The 16,573-nt window shown below is 69.9% G+C and carries 15 protein-coding genes; 6 read left to right on the top strand and 9 right to left on the bottom strand.

The genetic code is table 11. The annotated features are described in order from the left end of the window. Positions 1-38 precede the first annotated feature (38 nt). From H7F30_RS06395 to H7F30_RS06360, 8 genes are all read right to left on the bottom strand, one after another. Positions 39-2,189, bottom strand: a complete 2,151-nt coding sequence (locus H7F30_RS06395; protein ID WP_187037464.1) for an NADPH-dependent 2,4-dienoyl-CoA reductase — start codon at positions 2,187-2,189, stop codon at positions 39-41. Further along, positions 2,186-2,812, bottom strand: a complete 627-nt coding sequence (locus tag H7F30_RS06390; RefSeq protein WP_118913491.1) for a PadR family transcriptional regulator — start codon at positions 2,810-2,812, stop codon at positions 2,186-2,188. The genes H7F30_RS06395 and H7F30_RS06390 overlap by 4 nt, the downstream gene beginning before the upstream one ends. Positions 2,813-2,896: 84 nt before the next feature. Beyond that, on the bottom strand, positions 2,897-3,541 hold the full coding sequence (locus H7F30_RS06385; protein WP_187037462.1) for an ATP-binding cassette domain-containing protein: 645 nt from the start codon (positions 3,539-3,541) through the stop codon (positions 2,897-2,899). Further along, positions 3,538-5,196 (bottom strand): ATP-binding cassette domain-containing protein, encoded by a 1,659-nt coding sequence (locus tag H7F30_RS06380; protein WP_187037460.1) that lies wholly within the window; start codon positions 5,194-5,196, stop codon positions 3,538-3,540. Before H7F30_RS06380 ends, H7F30_RS06385 begins: the two co-directional genes overlap by 4 nt. Continuing rightward, positions 5,193-6,197, bottom strand: a complete 1,005-nt coding sequence (locus H7F30_RS06375; RefSeq protein WP_129665613.1) for an ABC transporter permease — start codon at positions 6,195-6,197, stop codon at positions 5,193-5,195. The genes H7F30_RS06380 and H7F30_RS06375 overlap by 4 nt, the downstream gene beginning before the upstream one ends. Positions 6,198-6,201: 4 nt before the next feature. Further along, positions 6,202-7,830 carry an ABC transporter substrate-binding protein gene (locus H7F30_RS06370; RefSeq protein WP_187037458.1) on the bottom strand — a complete coding sequence of 543 codons (1,629 nt, stop codon included), beginning with the start codon at positions 7,828-7,830 and terminating at the stop codon, positions 6,202-6,204. Positions 7,831-8,227: 397 nt separating this feature from the next. Further along, complete coding sequence (gene groL, locus H7F30_RS06365) at positions 8,228-9,865, bottom strand: chaperonin GroEL (RefSeq protein WP_047312306.1); 1,638 nt, start codon at positions 9,863-9,865, stop codon at positions 8,228-8,230. Between the two features lie 244 nt (positions 9,866-10,109). Next, on the bottom strand, positions 10,110-10,388 hold the full coding sequence (locus tag H7F30_RS06360) for a DUF3263 domain-containing protein (RefSeq protein ID WP_047312307.1): 279 nt from the start codon (positions 10,386-10,388) through the stop codon (positions 10,110-10,112). Positions 10,389-10,590: 202 nt separating this feature from the next. Between H7F30_RS06360 and H7F30_RS06355 the strand changes: the two genes are divergently transcribed. The 6 genes from H7F30_RS06355 to H7F30_RS06330 are packed head-to-tail and all read left to right on the top strand — an operon-like array spanning position 10,591 to position 15,626. After that, positions 10,591-11,265, top strand: a complete 675-nt coding sequence (locus H7F30_RS06355) for a uracil-DNA glycosylase (RefSeq protein ID WP_187037456.1) — start codon at positions 10,591-10,593, stop codon at positions 11,263-11,265. Continuing rightward, positions 11,262-12,134 (top strand): SGNH/GDSL hydrolase family protein, encoded by an 873-nt coding sequence (locus H7F30_RS06350; protein WP_047312309.1) that lies wholly within the window; start codon positions 11,262-11,264, stop codon positions 12,132-12,134. The genes H7F30_RS06355 and H7F30_RS06350 overlap by 4 nt, the downstream gene beginning before the upstream one ends. Next, entirely contained in the window at positions 12,131-12,883 is a 753-nt protein-coding gene (gene modA / locus H7F30_RS06345; RefSeq protein ID WP_187037454.1) for a molybdate ABC transporter substrate-binding protein, read from the top strand. The genes H7F30_RS06350 and modA overlap by 4 nt, the downstream gene beginning before the upstream one ends. Positions 12,884-12,888: 5 nt before the next feature. Further along, complete coding sequence (gene modB / locus H7F30_RS06340) at positions 12,889-13,734, top strand: molybdate ABC transporter permease subunit (RefSeq protein WP_187037452.1); 846 nt, start codon at positions 12,889-12,891, stop codon at positions 13,732-13,734. Continuing rightward, complete coding sequence (locus tag H7F30_RS06335; protein ID WP_187037450.1) at positions 13,731-14,801, top strand: ABC transporter ATP-binding protein; 1,071 nt, start codon at positions 13,731-13,733, stop codon at positions 14,799-14,801. Before modB ends, H7F30_RS06335 begins: the two co-directional genes overlap by 4 nt. 60 nt (positions 14,802-14,861) lie before the next feature. Beyond that, the gene (locus tag H7F30_RS06330; RefSeq protein ID WP_187037448.1) at positions 14,862-15,626 is read left to right on the top strand and encodes an SDR family NAD(P)-dependent oxidoreductase; all 765 of its coding nucleotides are present in this window, start codon (positions 14,862-14,864) and stop codon (positions 15,624-15,626) included. Here H7F30_RS06330 and H7F30_RS06325 read toward each other — a convergent pair. After that, positions 15,586-16,527: a phosphatase PAP2 family protein gene (locus tag H7F30_RS06325; RefSeq protein WP_187037446.1), complete on the bottom strand. Its 942-nt coding sequence runs from the start codon at positions 16,525-16,527 to the stop codon at positions 15,586-15,588. The genes H7F30_RS06330 and H7F30_RS06325 overlap by 41 nt on opposite strands. Between the last annotated feature and the right edge of the window lie 46 nt (positions 16,528-16,573).

Below are 16,573 nucleotides of genomic sequence, written 5' to 3'. Positions count from 1 at the left end.
CGTGGAAGAACGTGCGGGCGCGCTTCGGACCTGCAGGCTCACAAGGCGGCGGCAACCTCCGTCGCCTGCTTGATGGCACGCTTCGCGTCGAGCTCGGCGGCCACATCGGCGCCGCCGATGACGGTCACCTTGCTCTCGTCGAGGCCGGGGATGAGGTCGCGCACCGACTCCTGGCCGGCGCAGATGACGACGGTGTCGACGTCGAGCACCCGCGTGACCGGCTCGCTGGCGTCGAACTTCTCCTGCGCCTCGCTCGACACCTTGCCCAGACGCTTGTCGAGCGCCTTGAGCTGCGGCACCATGCCGAGCGGCAGGCCGGTTTTCTTCGACAGCTTCGTCACCGGGCCCACGGGGCGCGGCGGCGCGGCGGTGAGCGTCAGGTGGAGGCCGTCATCGTCGATGCGGTCGTACGTGGCGCCGCCGATGAACTCGACCTTCGAGTCCTTGAGCGTCTGCCGGTGCACCCAACCGGTCGTCTTGCCGAGGCCCTTGCCGAGCGCCGTGTGCTTGCGCTGCACGAGGTAGACCTGGCGGCGCGGATCCTCCATCACCTTCTCGGTGATGTTGCCCGGCACCGTTTCGGAGTCGGTGACGCCCCAGCGCTCCATCCAGTGCTTGAGCGTCTCGTGCGGCTCGTGCAGGAGGAACTCGCTCACGTCGAAACCGATGCCTCCGGCGCCGACCACGGCGACGCTCGCGCCGGCCGTCTTCTCGCCGCGCAACAGTTCGTCGTACATGATGACCTTCGGGTGGTCGAGGCCCTCGATCTGCGGGCGACGCGGCACGACGCCCGTGGCGAGCACGACGTGGTCGAACTCGGCCAGCACGTCGGCGTCGGCCTTCGTGCCGAGGCGCACCTCGACCTTGAGCTCCTCGAGGCGACGCGTGAAGTAGCGCAGGGTCTCGGCGAACTCCTCCTTGCCGGGGATGTTCATCGCAAGACGGAACTGGCCACCGAGGTGATCGCGCGACTCGAACAGCGTGACGGCGTGGCCGCGCTCGGCGAGGTTCGTCGCTGCGGCGAGGCCGGCGGGGCCGGCGCCGACGACGGCAACGCTCTTGGTGCGCTGCTTCGGCACCGGCAGAAGCACGAGCTCACCCTCGCGCCCGGCCTGCGGGTTGACGAGGCAGCTCACCTTCTTGCCGCCGAAGGTGTGGTCGAGGCAGGCCTGGTTGCAAGCGATGCAGGTGTTGATGAGGTCGGTACGCCCGGCCTCGGTCTTCTTGACGAAGTCCGGGTCGGCGAGCAGCGGGCGCGCCATCGAGACCATGTCGGCCAGGCCGTCGGCGAGCAGCTGCTCGGCCACCTCGGGCGTGTTGATGCGGTTGCTCGCGATGACGGGGATGTCGACCTCGGCGCGCAGCTTGCCGGTGGCCCACGCGAACGCGGCGCGCGGCACCGACGTCACGATCGTCGGGATGCGAGCCTCGTGCCAGCCGATGCCCGAGTTGAACATCGACGCGCCGTCGGCCTGCAGGTGCTGCGCGAGCGTCGCGATCTCCTCGAACGTCTGCGAGTTGTCGACGAGGTCCGCCACCGAGATGCGGTACAGCACGATGAAGTCCTCACCCGCGGCGTCACGCACGGCACGGACGATCTCGCGCGGCAGGGTCATACGCGCCTCGGCGCTGCCACCGAAGCGGTCCGTGCGGTCGTTCGTGCGCGCGGCGAGGAACTGGTTGATGAGGTAGCCCTCGGAACCCATGATCTCGACGCCGTCGTAGCCGGCTTCCTTCGCCAGGCGCGCCGACGTCGCGTAGTCGCGGATCGTACGCTCGACGTCCTTGGTCGTCATCGCCTTGGGGCGGAACGGCGTGATCGGCGACTTCTTGTTCGACGCGCTCTTGCTCCAGGGCGTGTAGCCGTAACGACCCGCGTGGAGGATCTGCATGAGGATGCGGCTGTCGTGCTCGTGCACCGCGTCGGTGACGATCTTGTGGCGATCGACCTGACGCTTCGCGGTGAGCATCGACCCGAACGGGCTGAGCTGACCGGTTGTGTTCGGCGCGAAACCACCCGTCACCATGAGCGCGGTGCCACCTTCGGCGCGGGCGGCGAAGTAGCGCGCCAGCTGCGGGAAGTCACGCTTCTTGTCCTCGAAGCCGGTGTGCATCGAGCCCATCATGACGCGGTTCTTCAGCGTCACGCCGCTCACCTCGAGCGGGCTGAGCAGGTGCTCGTAACTCATGCGGTTCTCCTCGATGTACGTGACGCCTCGGGCGCCTCGGTGGTCTCGTGTCGGATGTCAGTCGGTGGGGTGTCTGCGACGGGAACGTCGGAGGCTCCGAACAGGTCGAGCATCTCGTCGCACCACGCGAGCAGGGACTGCTCGGTGAGGATGCCGCCGCGCAGCACCGCGTAGAGCGGGCGCTCCTCGTCGGTGAGCGCTTCGACGTCCGGGTAGTGCTTGGCACGGTTCGCCTCGAAGTAGGCGAGCTGTTCGGCGTGCTCGGCGCGCCGGCGTCGAATGTCGGCGACGACGGCGTCCTCGTCACCGAAGCCCATGCCGCGGATCTTGACGGCGAACTCCGAGCGCAGCTGTTCGCTCGGGGTGGGCTCCCGCGTCCAGCGCAGCAACTCTTCGCGACCGAGATCGGTGACGGCGTAAACCCGTCGATCCGGGCGCCCCTCCCCCGGTTCGATGCGGACGGCGAGCAGGCCGTCCTCGGCCATGCGCCCCAGGACGCGGTAGATCTGTTGGTGCGTGGCTCGCCAGAAGAAGCCGAGCGAGCGGTCGAAGCGACGCGTCAGGTCGTACCCGGTGGCCTCCTGCTCCGCGAGGGAGACGAGGAGCGCGTGCTGCAACGACATGCACTTAGTTTCATATGCGCGCAGGTGCATGTCAACGCGGGCAGCGTGAAGCCACCCAAGGGCTGGGTTGAAGGGTTCAGCGACTCACGCCGAGAGCGTGCGGCCCCCTGCGTCGAGGGCGTAGCGGTACTCGGCGAGCGACGCGGCGAGCGCGTGATCGTGCGTGACGAGCAGGATGCCCAACCCGTCAGCCGCGCGGCGCCGGAGAGCGTCAGCGATGGCCGTCGACGTGATCGGGTCGAGGTGGGCCGTGGCCTCGTCGGCGAGGAGGTAGCGCGGCCCCTGAGCGAGGGCTCGGGCGAGAAGCAGCCGCTGGAGCTGCCCTCCGGAAACCTCACGAGGCAACCGGTCGAGCACCGAGCCGTCGAGGCCCACCTCCTCCGCGAGCGCCACGGCATCGACCTGCCGACCGCGCAGACGGGCCGCCAGCTGGATCGCGTCGCCAAGGCGCATGCGCGGATCGGCCGCCGCGAGCGGGTGTTGGGTGAGCAGCGCGGTGTGGCCACTCAACCGCCCCCCGGCACGCACGGGTTCGTCGTCGCAGCGCACCTCACCGACACTCGGGGCGAGGAGCCCGGCGAGCAGTCGCGTCAGTGTCGACTTGCCGCTACCCGAGGGGCCCACGAGGGCCGTGACGGCGCTCGGGAGCACCTCGAGGTCGAGCGGACCGACCTGCGCGCCGTTCGCGCCCGGGTAGGTGTACGCCACCTGGCGTGCCACGAGACTCATCGCTCCCCCTGCCCGACGCGCGCCGCCGTCGCCGTGAGTGCCCGCAGGTAGTCGTCGGACGTCTCGGCGGCCAACGCTGCAGGCTCGGTGTGCGCCACGAGGACGCCGTCACGCAGCACCGCCACGCCGTCGACGAGGTCGCCGCTCAGCACGGCGTCGATCTCGTGCGTCACGACGAGGACGGCGACGCCGGCGTCGTCCGCAATGCCGCGCAGCACGGCGAGCAACTGCGAGGCGAGTTCGGGGTCGAGGCCGGCCGTCGGTTCGTCGGCCACGAGCACCCGCGGTTCGGAGGCGAGCGCTGCGACGAGCGCCGCGCGGGCCAGCTGACCGCCGGAGAGCTGGTGCGGAAAGCGTTCGAGCAGGTTCTCGTCGAGGTGCACGAGCTCGCAGAGCTCGGCCAGGGCGCGTGCACCGTCATGACGGCGGTGCACCTCCTCGATCTGCCCGCGAAGGCGCCGGGTCGGGGTGAACGCATCCGAGACGTCCTGCGGAACGTGGCCCACCTGCGCGGAGGCCGAACCCGGACGGTGCGGGTCGACGACATCACCCGCGACGATGCGCCCCTCGACGCGCGCGTCACGCGGCACCAAACCGCAGCAGGCCGCCACGAGCGTCGACTTGCCAGCACCGGACTCACCGACGAGGGCCGCCACCTCCCCCGCCGCGACCGCGAAGCTGATGTCGTCGCACGCGAGCGTCGTCTGCTCGCCGCGGCTACGACGCACGCTGACGTGCTCGAGGCGCAGCGCAGCGCGGTGGCCTGAATCGCGAGCGCCGGACGCCTCGTCAGAAGGCTCTTCCGACCCGGCCTGCTCGGCCTCGACCAGAGCGGGCGGCGCAGAAGCCCCACGTGTGCGCTTCGCGTACAACGACGACAGCGCCAACGTCAGCACGACGAGGAAGATCGACGGGAAGACGAGCGGCCACCACTGCCCGGTGAGCAGCCCCGCGCGCGAGGTCGCGATGAGCGTGCCGAGGCTGGCCTGTTCGGGGCGCAGACCGATGCCGAGGAACGACAGGGTCGACTCGTGCCAGATCGCGTGCGGCACGAGCATCGTCACGGCGAGCGCCGTCTGCGGGGCCACCGCGGAGAGCACGTGGTGGCGCACGATCTGCGTCGACGATGCTCCGGCGACGCGGGAGCACGCGACGTATTCGGACGCGAGCACGGCCTGGGTCTCGGCCCGCACCACGCGGGCGACGGTGGGCCAGTGCGTCAGCGCGAGCGCGATGAGGATGGCCGTGACGGAGCCACGGAACATGGCGACGACGACGATCGCCGCAAGAAGGTGCGGCACGGAGGCCACGGCGTCGGTGACGCGCATGAGCAGACGATCCGCCCGCCCGCCGAGGCTGGCCGCCGCCGTCCCGACGGCAAGACCGAGCACTGTCGCGACGAGCGCCGCACCCAGCGCGACGACGAGCGAGACCCGCAGCGCCTCGGCCACCTGGACCGACACGTCGAAACCGAGCGTGTCGGTGCCCATGACGTGCGGCCAGCCGGGGGCCGTGCGGGCGGTGTCGTAGTTCGACTCGCGCATCCCCGACGACGCGAGCAGCGGCCACAACACGGCGTAGGCCGCGATGAGGGCGAGAACGATCGCCGGGCCGCGCCGTGGCCGCAAACCAGCAGAGACGCTTCGGGGGCTCATCGCTCCACCTGCGCTCGCGGGTCGACGACGAGCAGGGCACAGTCCGAGAGCCACGAGCCGAGCATCATGACGAGCGTCGTGGCAGCGGTGACCGCGGCGAGCAACGCGAAGTCGGCCGTCAGGGCCGCCTCCACGGTGGCGTCGGCGAGGCCGGGCCAGCTGAAGACCTCCTCGACGACGAGGGCGCCGACGACGAGCTCGGGCAGCCGCGCCCCCATGAGGGCGATGAGAGCGGCCGCAGAGACCGGGGCGATGTGGCCGCGCAGCACCTCACCGCGCGAGAGGCCGCGCACCTGGGCCTCACGTACGGCGCCGCTCCCGAGCGCCTCACGCACGGACTCGCGCAGGGCCAGGGCGAACCAGGGCACCTGGCTCAGGGCGAGCACGACCGCGGGCATGACGATGTGGTGCACCACGCCGCCGAACGTCACCGGCTGCCCGGGCTCGGTGAGCCCGCCGACCGGGAACCAGCGCAGGGTCACCGCGAACAGCGCGACGGCGAGCAGACCGATGACGAACGGAGGCATTCCGGTGAGGGCGAGCGTCACCCGTTCGAGCGCGCGATCGAGCAGACCGTCGGGGCGCAACGCGGCGACAGCGGCGACGCCGAACGCGACGAGCAGCGCGATGACGAGCGCGACGACCGACAGGCCCAGCGTCCACGGCAAGCGCTCGGCGAACACCGTCGTCACGGGCTGTTTGAGGCTGTGGCTCGCACCGAAGTCGCCGGTGAAGGCGTTCGCCATCCAGTTCCACCACGTCTGCCAGAACGGCACGTCAAGCCCGAGCGAGTCGCTGATCGCGTCGCGCTCGGCGCGACCCGTGTGCTCAAAGCCGTCCCCGAGGTAGGTGACGAGCGGGTCGAGCGGCGAGAGCGCCGCGAGCGCGAAAGTTGCCAGCGTCACCGCGGGCACGACGAACAGCGTCGCGAGGGCACGGCGTGCCGTGAGCACGCCGATCTCGTGACGCCGTTCCCCGAACCGACGACGAAGTTCCTTCACGCGATCAGTTCTTCTTCCATGCGCCCAGCGACCACCACGGGCCCCACGTCGTGCCGTGAGAGTGCGGCTCGACGATCGGCGCCGGGCCGGAGAAACCCTTGTCGCGCGAGGCGTACGTGTGGTGCAGCGTGGCGAGCACGACGTACGCCGGGTCCTTGACGTACTCGTCCTGCGCGGCGCGGTACTGCTTCGTCGCTTCGGTCTCGTCGGAGGTCGACTGTGCCGCCTCCAGAGCTGCGTCGACCTTCGCGTTCTTGTAGTTGCCGGGGTTGTCGAACGGCCCGGACGCGGAACCGCGCGAGTGCAGCGCGCGGTGGGCCTGGGTGTCGACGGTGTACGGGTTGTCGCCACCACCGAGCATGACGGCCGTCGTGCGCATCTTGGGTTCGATGTCGTCCCAGCTGCCGCCCCACAGCTTCACGTTGACGCCGAGGCCGCGCAACTGGTCGGCGAAGGCGGAGGCCAGTTCGCGGCGCAGGGTGTCGGACGCGGGGTAGGCGAGCGTCAGCTCGGCGCGCTTGCCGTCCTTCGTGCGGACACCGTCGGCGCCCTTCTTCCACCCCGCCTCGTCGAGGAGTTTCTCGGCCTCGGCCTTGCGGGCTGCACCCTTGGCCTTCGTGAAGTCGACGTCGGCGTGCTGGGGGAAGACCTTCGTGATGGGGCAGACCTCCGGGGTGCCGCGCCCGGCGAGCACCTTCTCGACGAGCGCCTCGCGGTCCACCCCGATGTTGAGCGCACGGCGCGTCTCGGGCTGGGAGGTGATCGGCACGGACACCGGCAGCGAAACCCCACGCCAGTCGGCGGAGCGCACACCGGTGACCTTGAGGCCGTCACGCCCCTCGACGCTCTTGGCCAGGCGCGGCGGCAGAGCGGAGCCGTCGACCTGCCCGGAGACGACCTGCTGCATGCGGGCGTTGTCGTCCTCGACGTGACGGATGACGACCTTGTCCACCTCGGGCTTGCCGCTGCGGTACTTGTCGTTGGCGACGAACGTGGCCTCGTTCGGCGCGAGCCTCTGGAGCTTGAACGCGCCCGTGCCGACGGGCTTGGTGTTGAGCTCGGAGTTCGCCGCGTCACCCGAGGTGACCTTCTCGCTCGGCGCGATGCCGAGGAGCAGGCGCGAGGCGAAGCCGCCGTTCGGCGCCTTGAGGCGGAACACGACCGAGGAGGCGTCCGGCGTCTCCACCTTGTCGATGAGGCGGTAGTCGTCGGCGATCGGCGACGCCGACTTCGGGTCGAGCACCGCGCGGTAGGTGGCCGCAACGTCCTTGGAGTCGAAGGCGCTGCCGTCGTGGAACGTCACGCCCTTCTTGAGGCGCACCGTCCACGTCTTGCCGCCGTCGCTCACCTTCGGCTTCGACTCGGCCAGCGCGGGCGCGAGGTCGGGAAGCTCCTTGTCGTTCGGCGCCGACGGACGCAGGAGACCCTCGAACACAGGTGAAACGCCCGTCGCGCCGTAACCGGCTACCGGGTAGTACTGACCGACCGGCTCGGCATCTGCCAGCGTGATCTGGTTCGTCGACGACGACGCCTTGTCACCGTCGGAGCCCCCGGGCGCCGAGCACCCCGCCAGAGCCACTCCGAGCGCAGCCGCTGCCGCAGCGATGGTCGTCCTGTTCGCCGTGCGAACCATGTGCGTACTCCTTGTGATCCAGAATCCCCAGCGCCGAGGCGCAGGCCTACCCTAACGCCCTGGTGCGACGACGTCGCACATAGGCCGTGAGGCACGCGTCACTGTGCCGCCACCACGCCGGTCGACGCGCACAGCGAAGCGGGCGACCACCCGAAGGTGATCGCCCGCTTCGTCAGAGATGAGCCCTGCAGGTGTCAGAAGCCATTCCTTCTCGGGCTTCTGACACCCGCTCGGCTACGGCCGGAGGCTGAGCTCGCTTCGCTCGCCGAGCCCCCAACCTTCGCCTCCCAGGGTCAGAAGCCCATGTCTATCTGGGCTTCTTCCTCGCACTCCGCTACGGCCGAGGGCCGCCCTCGCATTCGCTCGGACGACCCTCAACCTACGCATGCGCGCTTCGTCAGAAGCCCATGCCACCCATGCCGTCCATACCCGCACCCGCAGCGTCGCCGCCTGCGTTCTTCTCGGGCTTGTCGGCGATGACGGCCTCGGTCGTCAGGAACAGCGCCGCGATGGACGCAGCGTTCTCCAGAGCCGAACGCGTCACCTTGGCGGGGTCGATGATGCCCGAGGAGATCATGTCGACGTACTCGCCCGTGGCGGCGTTGAGACCGTGGCCCGGCGTCAGACCGCGCACCTTCTCGACGATGACGCCCGGCTCGAGACCCGCGTTGAGCGAGATCTGCTTGAGCGGAGCCTCAGCGGCGACGCGCACGATGTTCGCACCCGTGGCCTCGTCACCCTCGAGACCGGCGAAGGCCGACTCGGCGTCCTTCGTGGCCTGGATGAGCGCGACGCCACCACCGGCGACGATGCCCTCCTCGACGGCGGCCTTCGCGTTGCGAACGGCGTCCTCGATGCGGTGCTTGCGCTCCTTGAGCTCAACCTCCGTCGCGGCACCGGCCTTGATGACGGCGACGCCACCGGCCAGCTTCGCGAGGCGCTCCTGGAGCTTCTCGCGGTCGTAGTCGGAGTCGGAGTTCTCGATCTCGGCGCGGATCTGAGCAACACGGCCCTTGATCTGCTCGTCGTCGCCGGCGCCCTCGACGATCGTCGTCTCGTCCTTCGTGACGACGACCTTGCGGGCGCGGCCGAGCATGTCGAGCTCGGTGGTCTCGAGCTTGAGGCCGACCTCCTCGGAGATGACCTGGCCGCCCGTGAGGATGGCGATGTCGCCGAGCATGGCCTTGCGGCGGTCACCGAAGCCCGGAGCCTTGACGGCAACGGCCTTGAACGTGCCGCGGATCTTGTTGACCACGAGCGTCGACAGGGCCTCGCCCTCGACGTCCTCGGCGATGATCATGAGGGGCTTGCCCGACTGCATGACCTTCTCGAGAACCGGCAGCAGGTCCTTGATGTTCGAGATCTTCGAGTTGACGACGAGGATGTACGGGTCGTCGAGTACGGCCTCCATACGCTCGGTGTCGGTGACGAAGTAACCCGAGATGTAGCCCTTGTCGAAGCGCATACCCTCGGTGAGCTCGAGGTCGAGGCCGAACGTGTTCGATTCCTCGACGGTGATGACGCCTTCCTTGCCGACCTTGTCCATGGCCTCGGCGATGAGCTCACCGATCTGCGGGTCAGCGGCGGAGATGGACGCGGTAGCAGCGATCTGCTCCTTCGTCTCGATCTCCTTGGCGTGGTCGAGCAGCTGCTTGCTCACGGCGTCGACGGCCTGCTGGATGCCGCGCTTGAGCGCCATCGGGTTGGCGCCGGCCGCAACGTTGCGCAGGCCCTCCTTCACCATGGCCTGCGCGAGGACGGTGGCCGTCGTCGTGCCGTCACCGGCGACGTCGTCGGTCTTCTTGGCGACCTCCTTGACCAGCTCCGCGCCGATCTTCTCGTACGGGTCGTCGAGCTCGATCTCCTTGGCGATGGAGACACCGTCGTTGGTGATCGTGGGTGCGCCCCACTTCTTCTCGAGGACGACGTTGCGGCCCTTGGGGCCGAGCGTCACCTTCACCGCGTCGGCAAGGGTGTTCATGCCGCGCTCGAGGCCGCGACGGGCCTCCTCGTCGAAAGCAATGGTCTTGGCCATGTGCGTGGCTCCTCCACGTGACGTACGTAGTGACCGCACCAGCGCCCGCGACGGACGAGCCCGATCGTTCGCGCGGTCATGTCGCGCGAGCCCCGAACCCTCACTCATGCAGTCAGGTCTTTGTCACTCTCATGTTCAGAGTGCTAAGGCCATGATTAGCACTCGCCCCCTGCGAGTGCAAACGGCGACGGGGCTGCGACCGCCGTGTTCGCTCACAGCGGCAGACGCACGTCGGGGTGGGCGCTCAGCTCGTGCGACGGCGTGAGGCGCGACGGCGCTGGATGCGCTTGACGAGCAGAGGGTCGGCCGCGAGCGCCTCGGCCGTGTCGGCGAGGGCGTTGAGTTGCTGGTAGTACTGCGTCGCGCTCATGCCGAAGCGCTCCTTGATGGCGGCTTCCTTGGCGCCGGGCAGCTTCCACCACTCGCGCTCGAAGGCGAGCATGGCGCGGTCTCGTTCACTCAGCCCGGGCGCCTCGTCGTCACCGGGGACGCGGGCACCTGCAGGGGTCTCGATGACGGGCATGCGACCAGGGTAGATCGTCGCCTCCTGCCCGCCCGAACACCAGGGCCAGGACAAAGGCGCGTGGATGGCGGGTTTGGCTGAAGATGACGCCGACGTCGCGCGCATCTTCACCCAAACCGACCATCCACGTGCAAGACGCTCGAGCCTCCGGCCCGTTCGGAGCACGCCGCGCGGTGAATCGACTCGCGATAGATTTGGCGGCATGCCGCAGCCGTATGACGAACTCGTACATCCCAGCTGGGTGGAACCCCTCGCGCCGGTCGCCGACCACATCGCCACTGCCGGGCAGTTCCTGCGCGACGAAGTGGCCGCCGGGCGCGGGTACCTGCCGGCGGGCGAGAACGTCCTGCGAGCGTTCACCCAGCCGTTCGAGGACGTGCGCGTCCTCATCGTCGGCCAGGACCCGTACCCGACGCCTGGGCACCCGATCGGGCTCAGCTTCGCCGTCGATGCGCACGTCCGCCCGATCCCGCGCAGCCTGCAGAACATCTACGCGGAACTCAAGGACGACCTCGGCATCGAGCCGCCGGAACACGGTGACCTGAGCGCGTGGACCGACCAGGGCGTGCTCCTGCTCAACCGCTGCCTCACCGTTCAGCCCGGCAAGCCCGCAAGCCACCGCGGTCACGGCTGGGAGAACGTCACGGGGCAGGCCATCACGGCGCTCGTCGAGCGCAAGCAGCCCCTCGTCGCCATTCTCTGGGGTCGCGACGCCCGCTCGCTCGCCCCGCACCTCGGCGACACCCCGACCGTCGAATCCGCGCATCCCTCACCGCTTTCCGCGCGCAGCGGCTTCTTCGGCAGCAAGCCCTTCAGCCGCACGAACGAGCTGTTGGAGCAGCTCGGAACCCACACGATCGATTGGCGTATTGCATGACGAACGACCTCCCCGCGCCCGGGGCTCAGGCATCCGAACAGACGCACCACGGTCTGCTCTGGCACCGGTACGTCGCCATCGGTGACTCCTTCACCGAGGGCATGAGCGACCACGACCCCCGCGAGGACGACGCCTACCTCGGGTGGGCTGATCGCCTCGCCGTCGACATCGCGATGCAGCAGGAGGAGCGGGGCGCGAAGCTCGAGTACGCCAACCTCGCGGTGCGCGGCAGACTACTCGCGGACGTCATCGGCCCCCAGCTCGACGCAGCCCTCGCGATGAAGCCCGACCTCGTGAGCATGGTGGGTGGCGGCAACGACATCATGCGCCCGTCGGTCAACCTCGACGATCTCGCGGCCGGCATCGAGGACGCCGTCGTCCGCCTCAAGGAGGCCGGCTCCGACGTCCTGCTGGCGACGCTCGTCAACCCCGCCGCGTCGAAGATCATGACGCGCCTGCGCCCGCGCATCACGTGGCACCTTGCGAACCTGTGGGGTATCGCGCAGCGGCACGACTGCTACGTGCTCGATCTGTGGTCGATGACCCCTCTGCGCGATCCGCGCATGTGGTCCGTCGACCGTCTGCACCTTTCCGCCGAAGGCCACAAGCGCGTCGCGCAGCAGGCGGCATGGACGCTCGGGCTTCCGACGACCGGCGAGTGGCTCGCCCACCTGCCGGCGCAGGCTCCGAAGCCGGTGCGCCAGCGCGTCGCCGAGGACGCCGAGTGGGCGCGTCAGTACCTCGCGCCGTGGGTGGAACGTCGTATCAAGGGCACGAGTTCCGGTGACGGTCGCCTCCCGAAGCGTCCCGAACTCACGCCCGTGGATCTTCTGACGGCCCGCTCGTTGATGGTCGACGACGAGGCGTGACGGCACGGGCATGGCGCCTCATGAGTGTGCCGGTTGCAGCAGCGCTCGCCATGGGTGCCGGCGGCTGCCGTGCGTCGGAGGGCGACGACAAGACCGTCACGGTGCTTGCCGCCGCGTCGCTCACGGAGTCGTTCACGACGTTGGCGCGCGCCTACGAGAAGGCTCACCCCGGCACCCACGTCGAGGTGAGCTTCGCGGCCAGTTCGACGATCGTCACCCAGCTCTCCCACGACGCCCCGGCCGACGTGGTGGCTCTCGCCGACACAGAGGCACCGAAGAAGCTGCCGAAGGATCTGGCCGAGGGCAAGGCGTGGACGCCGTTCGCCACGAACCGCCTCGAGATCGTCACGCCCCGCGCAAACCCAGCGCACGTCACGGGTCTCGCCGACCTCGCGAAGGTCGACACCGTTCTGTGCGCCAAGGAGGTGCCGTGCGGGCGCGCTGCCCACAAGGCCCTCACCAAGGCGAAGGTCGCGCCACACATCGTCAGCTACGAGAAGGACGTCAAGGCAACGCTCGCCAAGGTCGTCGCCGGTGACGCGGAGGCGGCGCTCGTGTACGCCACCGACGCCTCGAGCGCACGCTCGAAGGTGAGCGGCGTCGAGGTACCGACGGCCTCGAACGTCACGACGACACTGCCGATCACGGCGTGGAGCGACACTGCCGACGCGAAGGGTTTCGCGCAGTTCGTGCGCGGCGACGAAGGGCGACGAGTCCTGCAGGGCAACGGCTTCGGCCTGCCCGGCTGACGACGATGAGCGACGAGACGGCAAGCGCTCCCCCGCCTGCACGCAGGAGCGCAGGCACGGGTGACCGCGGCGGGATCGTGCTCGTGATACTCGCCGTCGTCGCTCTGCTCTTGATCGTCCTCCCCCTCGTCGCGCTGCTCACGCAGGTGCGTTGGGGCAGCCTCCTCGACGACCTCACGACTGCCGGTGCCCGCGAGGCTTTGTGGCTTTCGCTACGCACCACCGTGACGTCGGCGCTGCTCGCTTCCTTCTTCGGCACTCCGCTCGCCTGGTGGCTCTCCCGCCTGCGTGGTCGCGCCGCCGCCTGGACGCGGGCCGTCGTCACCGTGCCCCTCGTGTTGCCGCCGGTCGTCGCGGGCGTTGCTTTGCTCGATGCGTGGGGGCGCTCGGGGCTGCTCGGGCGCGCCGTGACGGCTGTGACGGGCGAGCCGGTGCCCTATTCGTGGGTCCGCGTCGTCATGGCGGAGACGTTCGTCGCGATGCCGTTCTTCGTCCTCGCCGCCGAGGGCGCGTTCCGCGGCCTCGACGCGCGCTGGAGCCGCTCCGCCGAGGTGCTCGGCGCCTCCCGCTGGTTCACGCTGCGCCACGTCCTCGTGCCGATGACGCTGCCCGGCCTCCTCGCCGGGCTGACGCTCGCGTGGGCGCGCGCGTTCGGCGAGTTCGGGGCCACGATCACGTTTGCGGGCAGTTACCCCGGGCGCACTCAGACGGGGCCGCTCGCCGTCTACCAAGCCCTCGACATCAGCCAGGACGCCGCGACGGCGCTCGCTGCGCTCATGCTCGCCCTCTGCGTTGTCCTGCTCGCCCTGCTGCGGGGTCACTGGGTGGGCGCGGGAGGTGAGCGCCGATGACCGGCCTCTCGCTTGCCGGCACCACCCGTCGCGGCAACTTCGTCCTCCACGCTGCGCTCGACGCCGCACCCGGTGAGGTCATCGGTGTTCTCGGGCCGAACGGCAGCGGCAAGACGACGCTGCTCGAGGTGCTCGCCGGACTCACGCCCCTCGCCGAGGGCGCCCTCCACGTCGGCGGCGAGCGTTGGGACGACGGCGCACGGCACCTTCCGCCACGCGCCCGCCGCGTCGGGATGATGACGGCTCGCGGTGACCTGTTCCCCCACCTCAGCGCCCTCGACAACGTCGCGTTCGGGCTGCGGGCCCGCGGGGCCTCGAAAGAGGCTGCGCGAGCGAGAGCGCGTGAAGAACTCAGCCGCGTAGGCCTTGCCGCTGACCTCGCCGGGCGACGTCCGGACGCACTCTCCTCCGGCCAAGCCCAGCGAGTCGCGCTCGCGCGTGCTCTGGCGCTCGACCCGAGCGTCCTCCTGCTCGACGAACCGCTGTCCGCCATCGACCCATGGGGCCGCGACGACCTACGGGCGCTCCTCGGCGAGCGCCTGCGCGACCAACAGGATGTCGTGACCCTTCTCGTCACGCACGACGCCGTCGAAGCGCTCACCCTCGCCGATCGCCTCGTCTTCCTCGACGGCGGTCACCTCAGCGACGGCGGCACGCCGAGCGAGGTCGTGCGCCGTCCGCGCAGCCCGTTCGCTGCGCGCTTCGTGGGGCTCAACCTGTGGCGTGGGCGCGTCGTCGACGGCGCGACGCTCGTCACCGCTGACGGTGCACGCATCACGGCCGCCGGGGGCGAGCACCCCCCGGCAGGCGATCTTGAGCACCTCGCCGCATTCGCGCCGAGCTCCGTGTCTCTGTGGCCGAGCCGTCCCGAGGGTTCCCCGCGCAACACGTGGGCGGTGCGCGTCGCGCAGATCGAGCACACCGGCACCTCGGCGCGCGTGCACCTCACGGGGGACGCGGACCTCGTCGCGGACGTGACGCTCGACGCCGTCGCCGACCTCTCACTCGCACCCGGAGTACCCGTCCACGCCACGGTGAAGGCCACCGAGGTGACCCTCTACCACTGAGGTTCGGGCGGGCGTGACGCAGCCCACAAAGCCGCTTCGCCAGTCGATAGGGTTCGAGGCATGAACATCACGCAGAACACCGTCGCCCTCGTCACCGGTGGCGGCTCGGGCCTCGGGGAGGCCACCGCCCGCCGCCTGCACGACGCCGGAGCGGGCGTCGTCATCGTCGACCTGCCCTCGTCGAAGGGCGAAGCACTCGCCGCAGAGTTGGGCGAGCGCGCCCGCTTCGTCGCCACCGACGTCCGCGACGAGGCCCAGGTTCAGGCCGCCGTCACCGCCGCCACCGAGCTCGGTGAACTGCGCATCACCGTGGCCTGCGCCGGCGTGGCCACGCCGGGCCGCATCCTGGGCCGCAAGGGCGTGCACGCACTCGAGCAGTACAAGACGGTCATCGACATCAACCTCGTCGGCACGTTCAACGTGCTTCGCCTCTCCGCCGAGGCGATGGCGAAGAACGAGCCGGTCGACGGCGACCGCGGCGTCGTCGTCATGACGGCCAGCGCCGCCGCCTACGACGGCCAGATCGGCCAGGCGGCCTACGCCTCGAGCAAGGGCGGCGTCGTCGGCCTCACGCTGCCGGCCGCGCGCGACCTCGCCGATCTCGGCGTGCGCGTCATGACGATCGCTCCCGGCACGATGGAGACGCCGATGCTCGCCGGACTCCCAGAGGCTGCACGTGAGGTGCTCGGTCAGGCCGTGCCGCACCCGTCGCGTCTGGGCCGCCCGGACGAGTACGCCTCGCTCGTGGCCCACATCGTCGATAACGGACTGCTCAACGGCGAGGTCATCCGCCTCGACGGGGCTCTGCGGATGCCGCCGAAGTAGCGACGCCGCCGGCGTCAGCTGTGACTGCTGGCGCAACGACACCAACCCGACTGTCGGCGTCGTCGCGCCAGATCCGCTCCTCGGCGCCCTTGACCACACGGACGATGACGAGGGCGATGAGGAACAGCGCGACGCCGCCGACGATGTCGAGCACGAAGTGGTTGCCCGTGGCCATGACGTTCCAGTAGGTCATGGCGGGGAACAGCCACGCGAGGCGCGCCCACGTCGGACGGGTGTGACGCCACGTCTCCCACAGCGCGTAGGCCACCCAGGTCGACCACGCGCAGTGCAGGCTGGGCATGGCCGCGTAGAGGTTGGCCGAGCGTGACGGGTCGCGCGCGAGCGCGCCCCCGAGGATGTTGTAGACGGCGTTGATGTCGACGACGCCGGGCACCGCGAAGCGCGGCGGCGCCACGGGCAGGAGCCAGAAGACGAGCAGGCTGGGCAGCGTCGTCGCGATGAGAAGTCTGCGTAGCCGTCGGAAGCCCTGGGGGTTGAACCACCAGACGAGCGCCAGGGTGATGGGCACGGTGGCGAGCACCATGCCGTAGTAGTAGCCCGCGGCGATGGCGAGCGGCGGCACTGCGGCGAGGCCGGCGTTGAGCCAGAGTTCGACGTCGATGTGGAGCGTCTTCTCCAGATCGAACAGTTCGTGCGCGTGGCGCACGGACTCGATCGGGCCTCCGCGGATGTGCTCCTGCGCGTAGCTGAAGTACTGGAAGAACATCCAGAAGATGAACAGCTCGAGCAGCAGCGCAGGACGCCCGCCGACGGGCTTCGCGAGGTTGCGCACCCAGCGTGGCGGTGCGGCGGTGTCCTCGCCGAGCAGTTCGTCGTCCGAGGCCCCGATGCGCTCGCGGGGGCAGGCGGATGCCTCCGACGAGGGGCGCTCGGCACTCACGTGGGCACCTCCTCGTGCCGGAGAACGGATCGCCCGAGTCTATCGG

The organism is Dermacoccus sp. PAMC28757 (assembly GCF_014302635.1).
Lineage (GTDB): Bacteria > Actinomycetota > Actinomycetes > Actinomycetales > Dermatophilaceae > Dermacoccus > Dermacoccus abyssi.
This window is presented reverse-complemented; position numbering and strand designations above follow the sequence as displayed.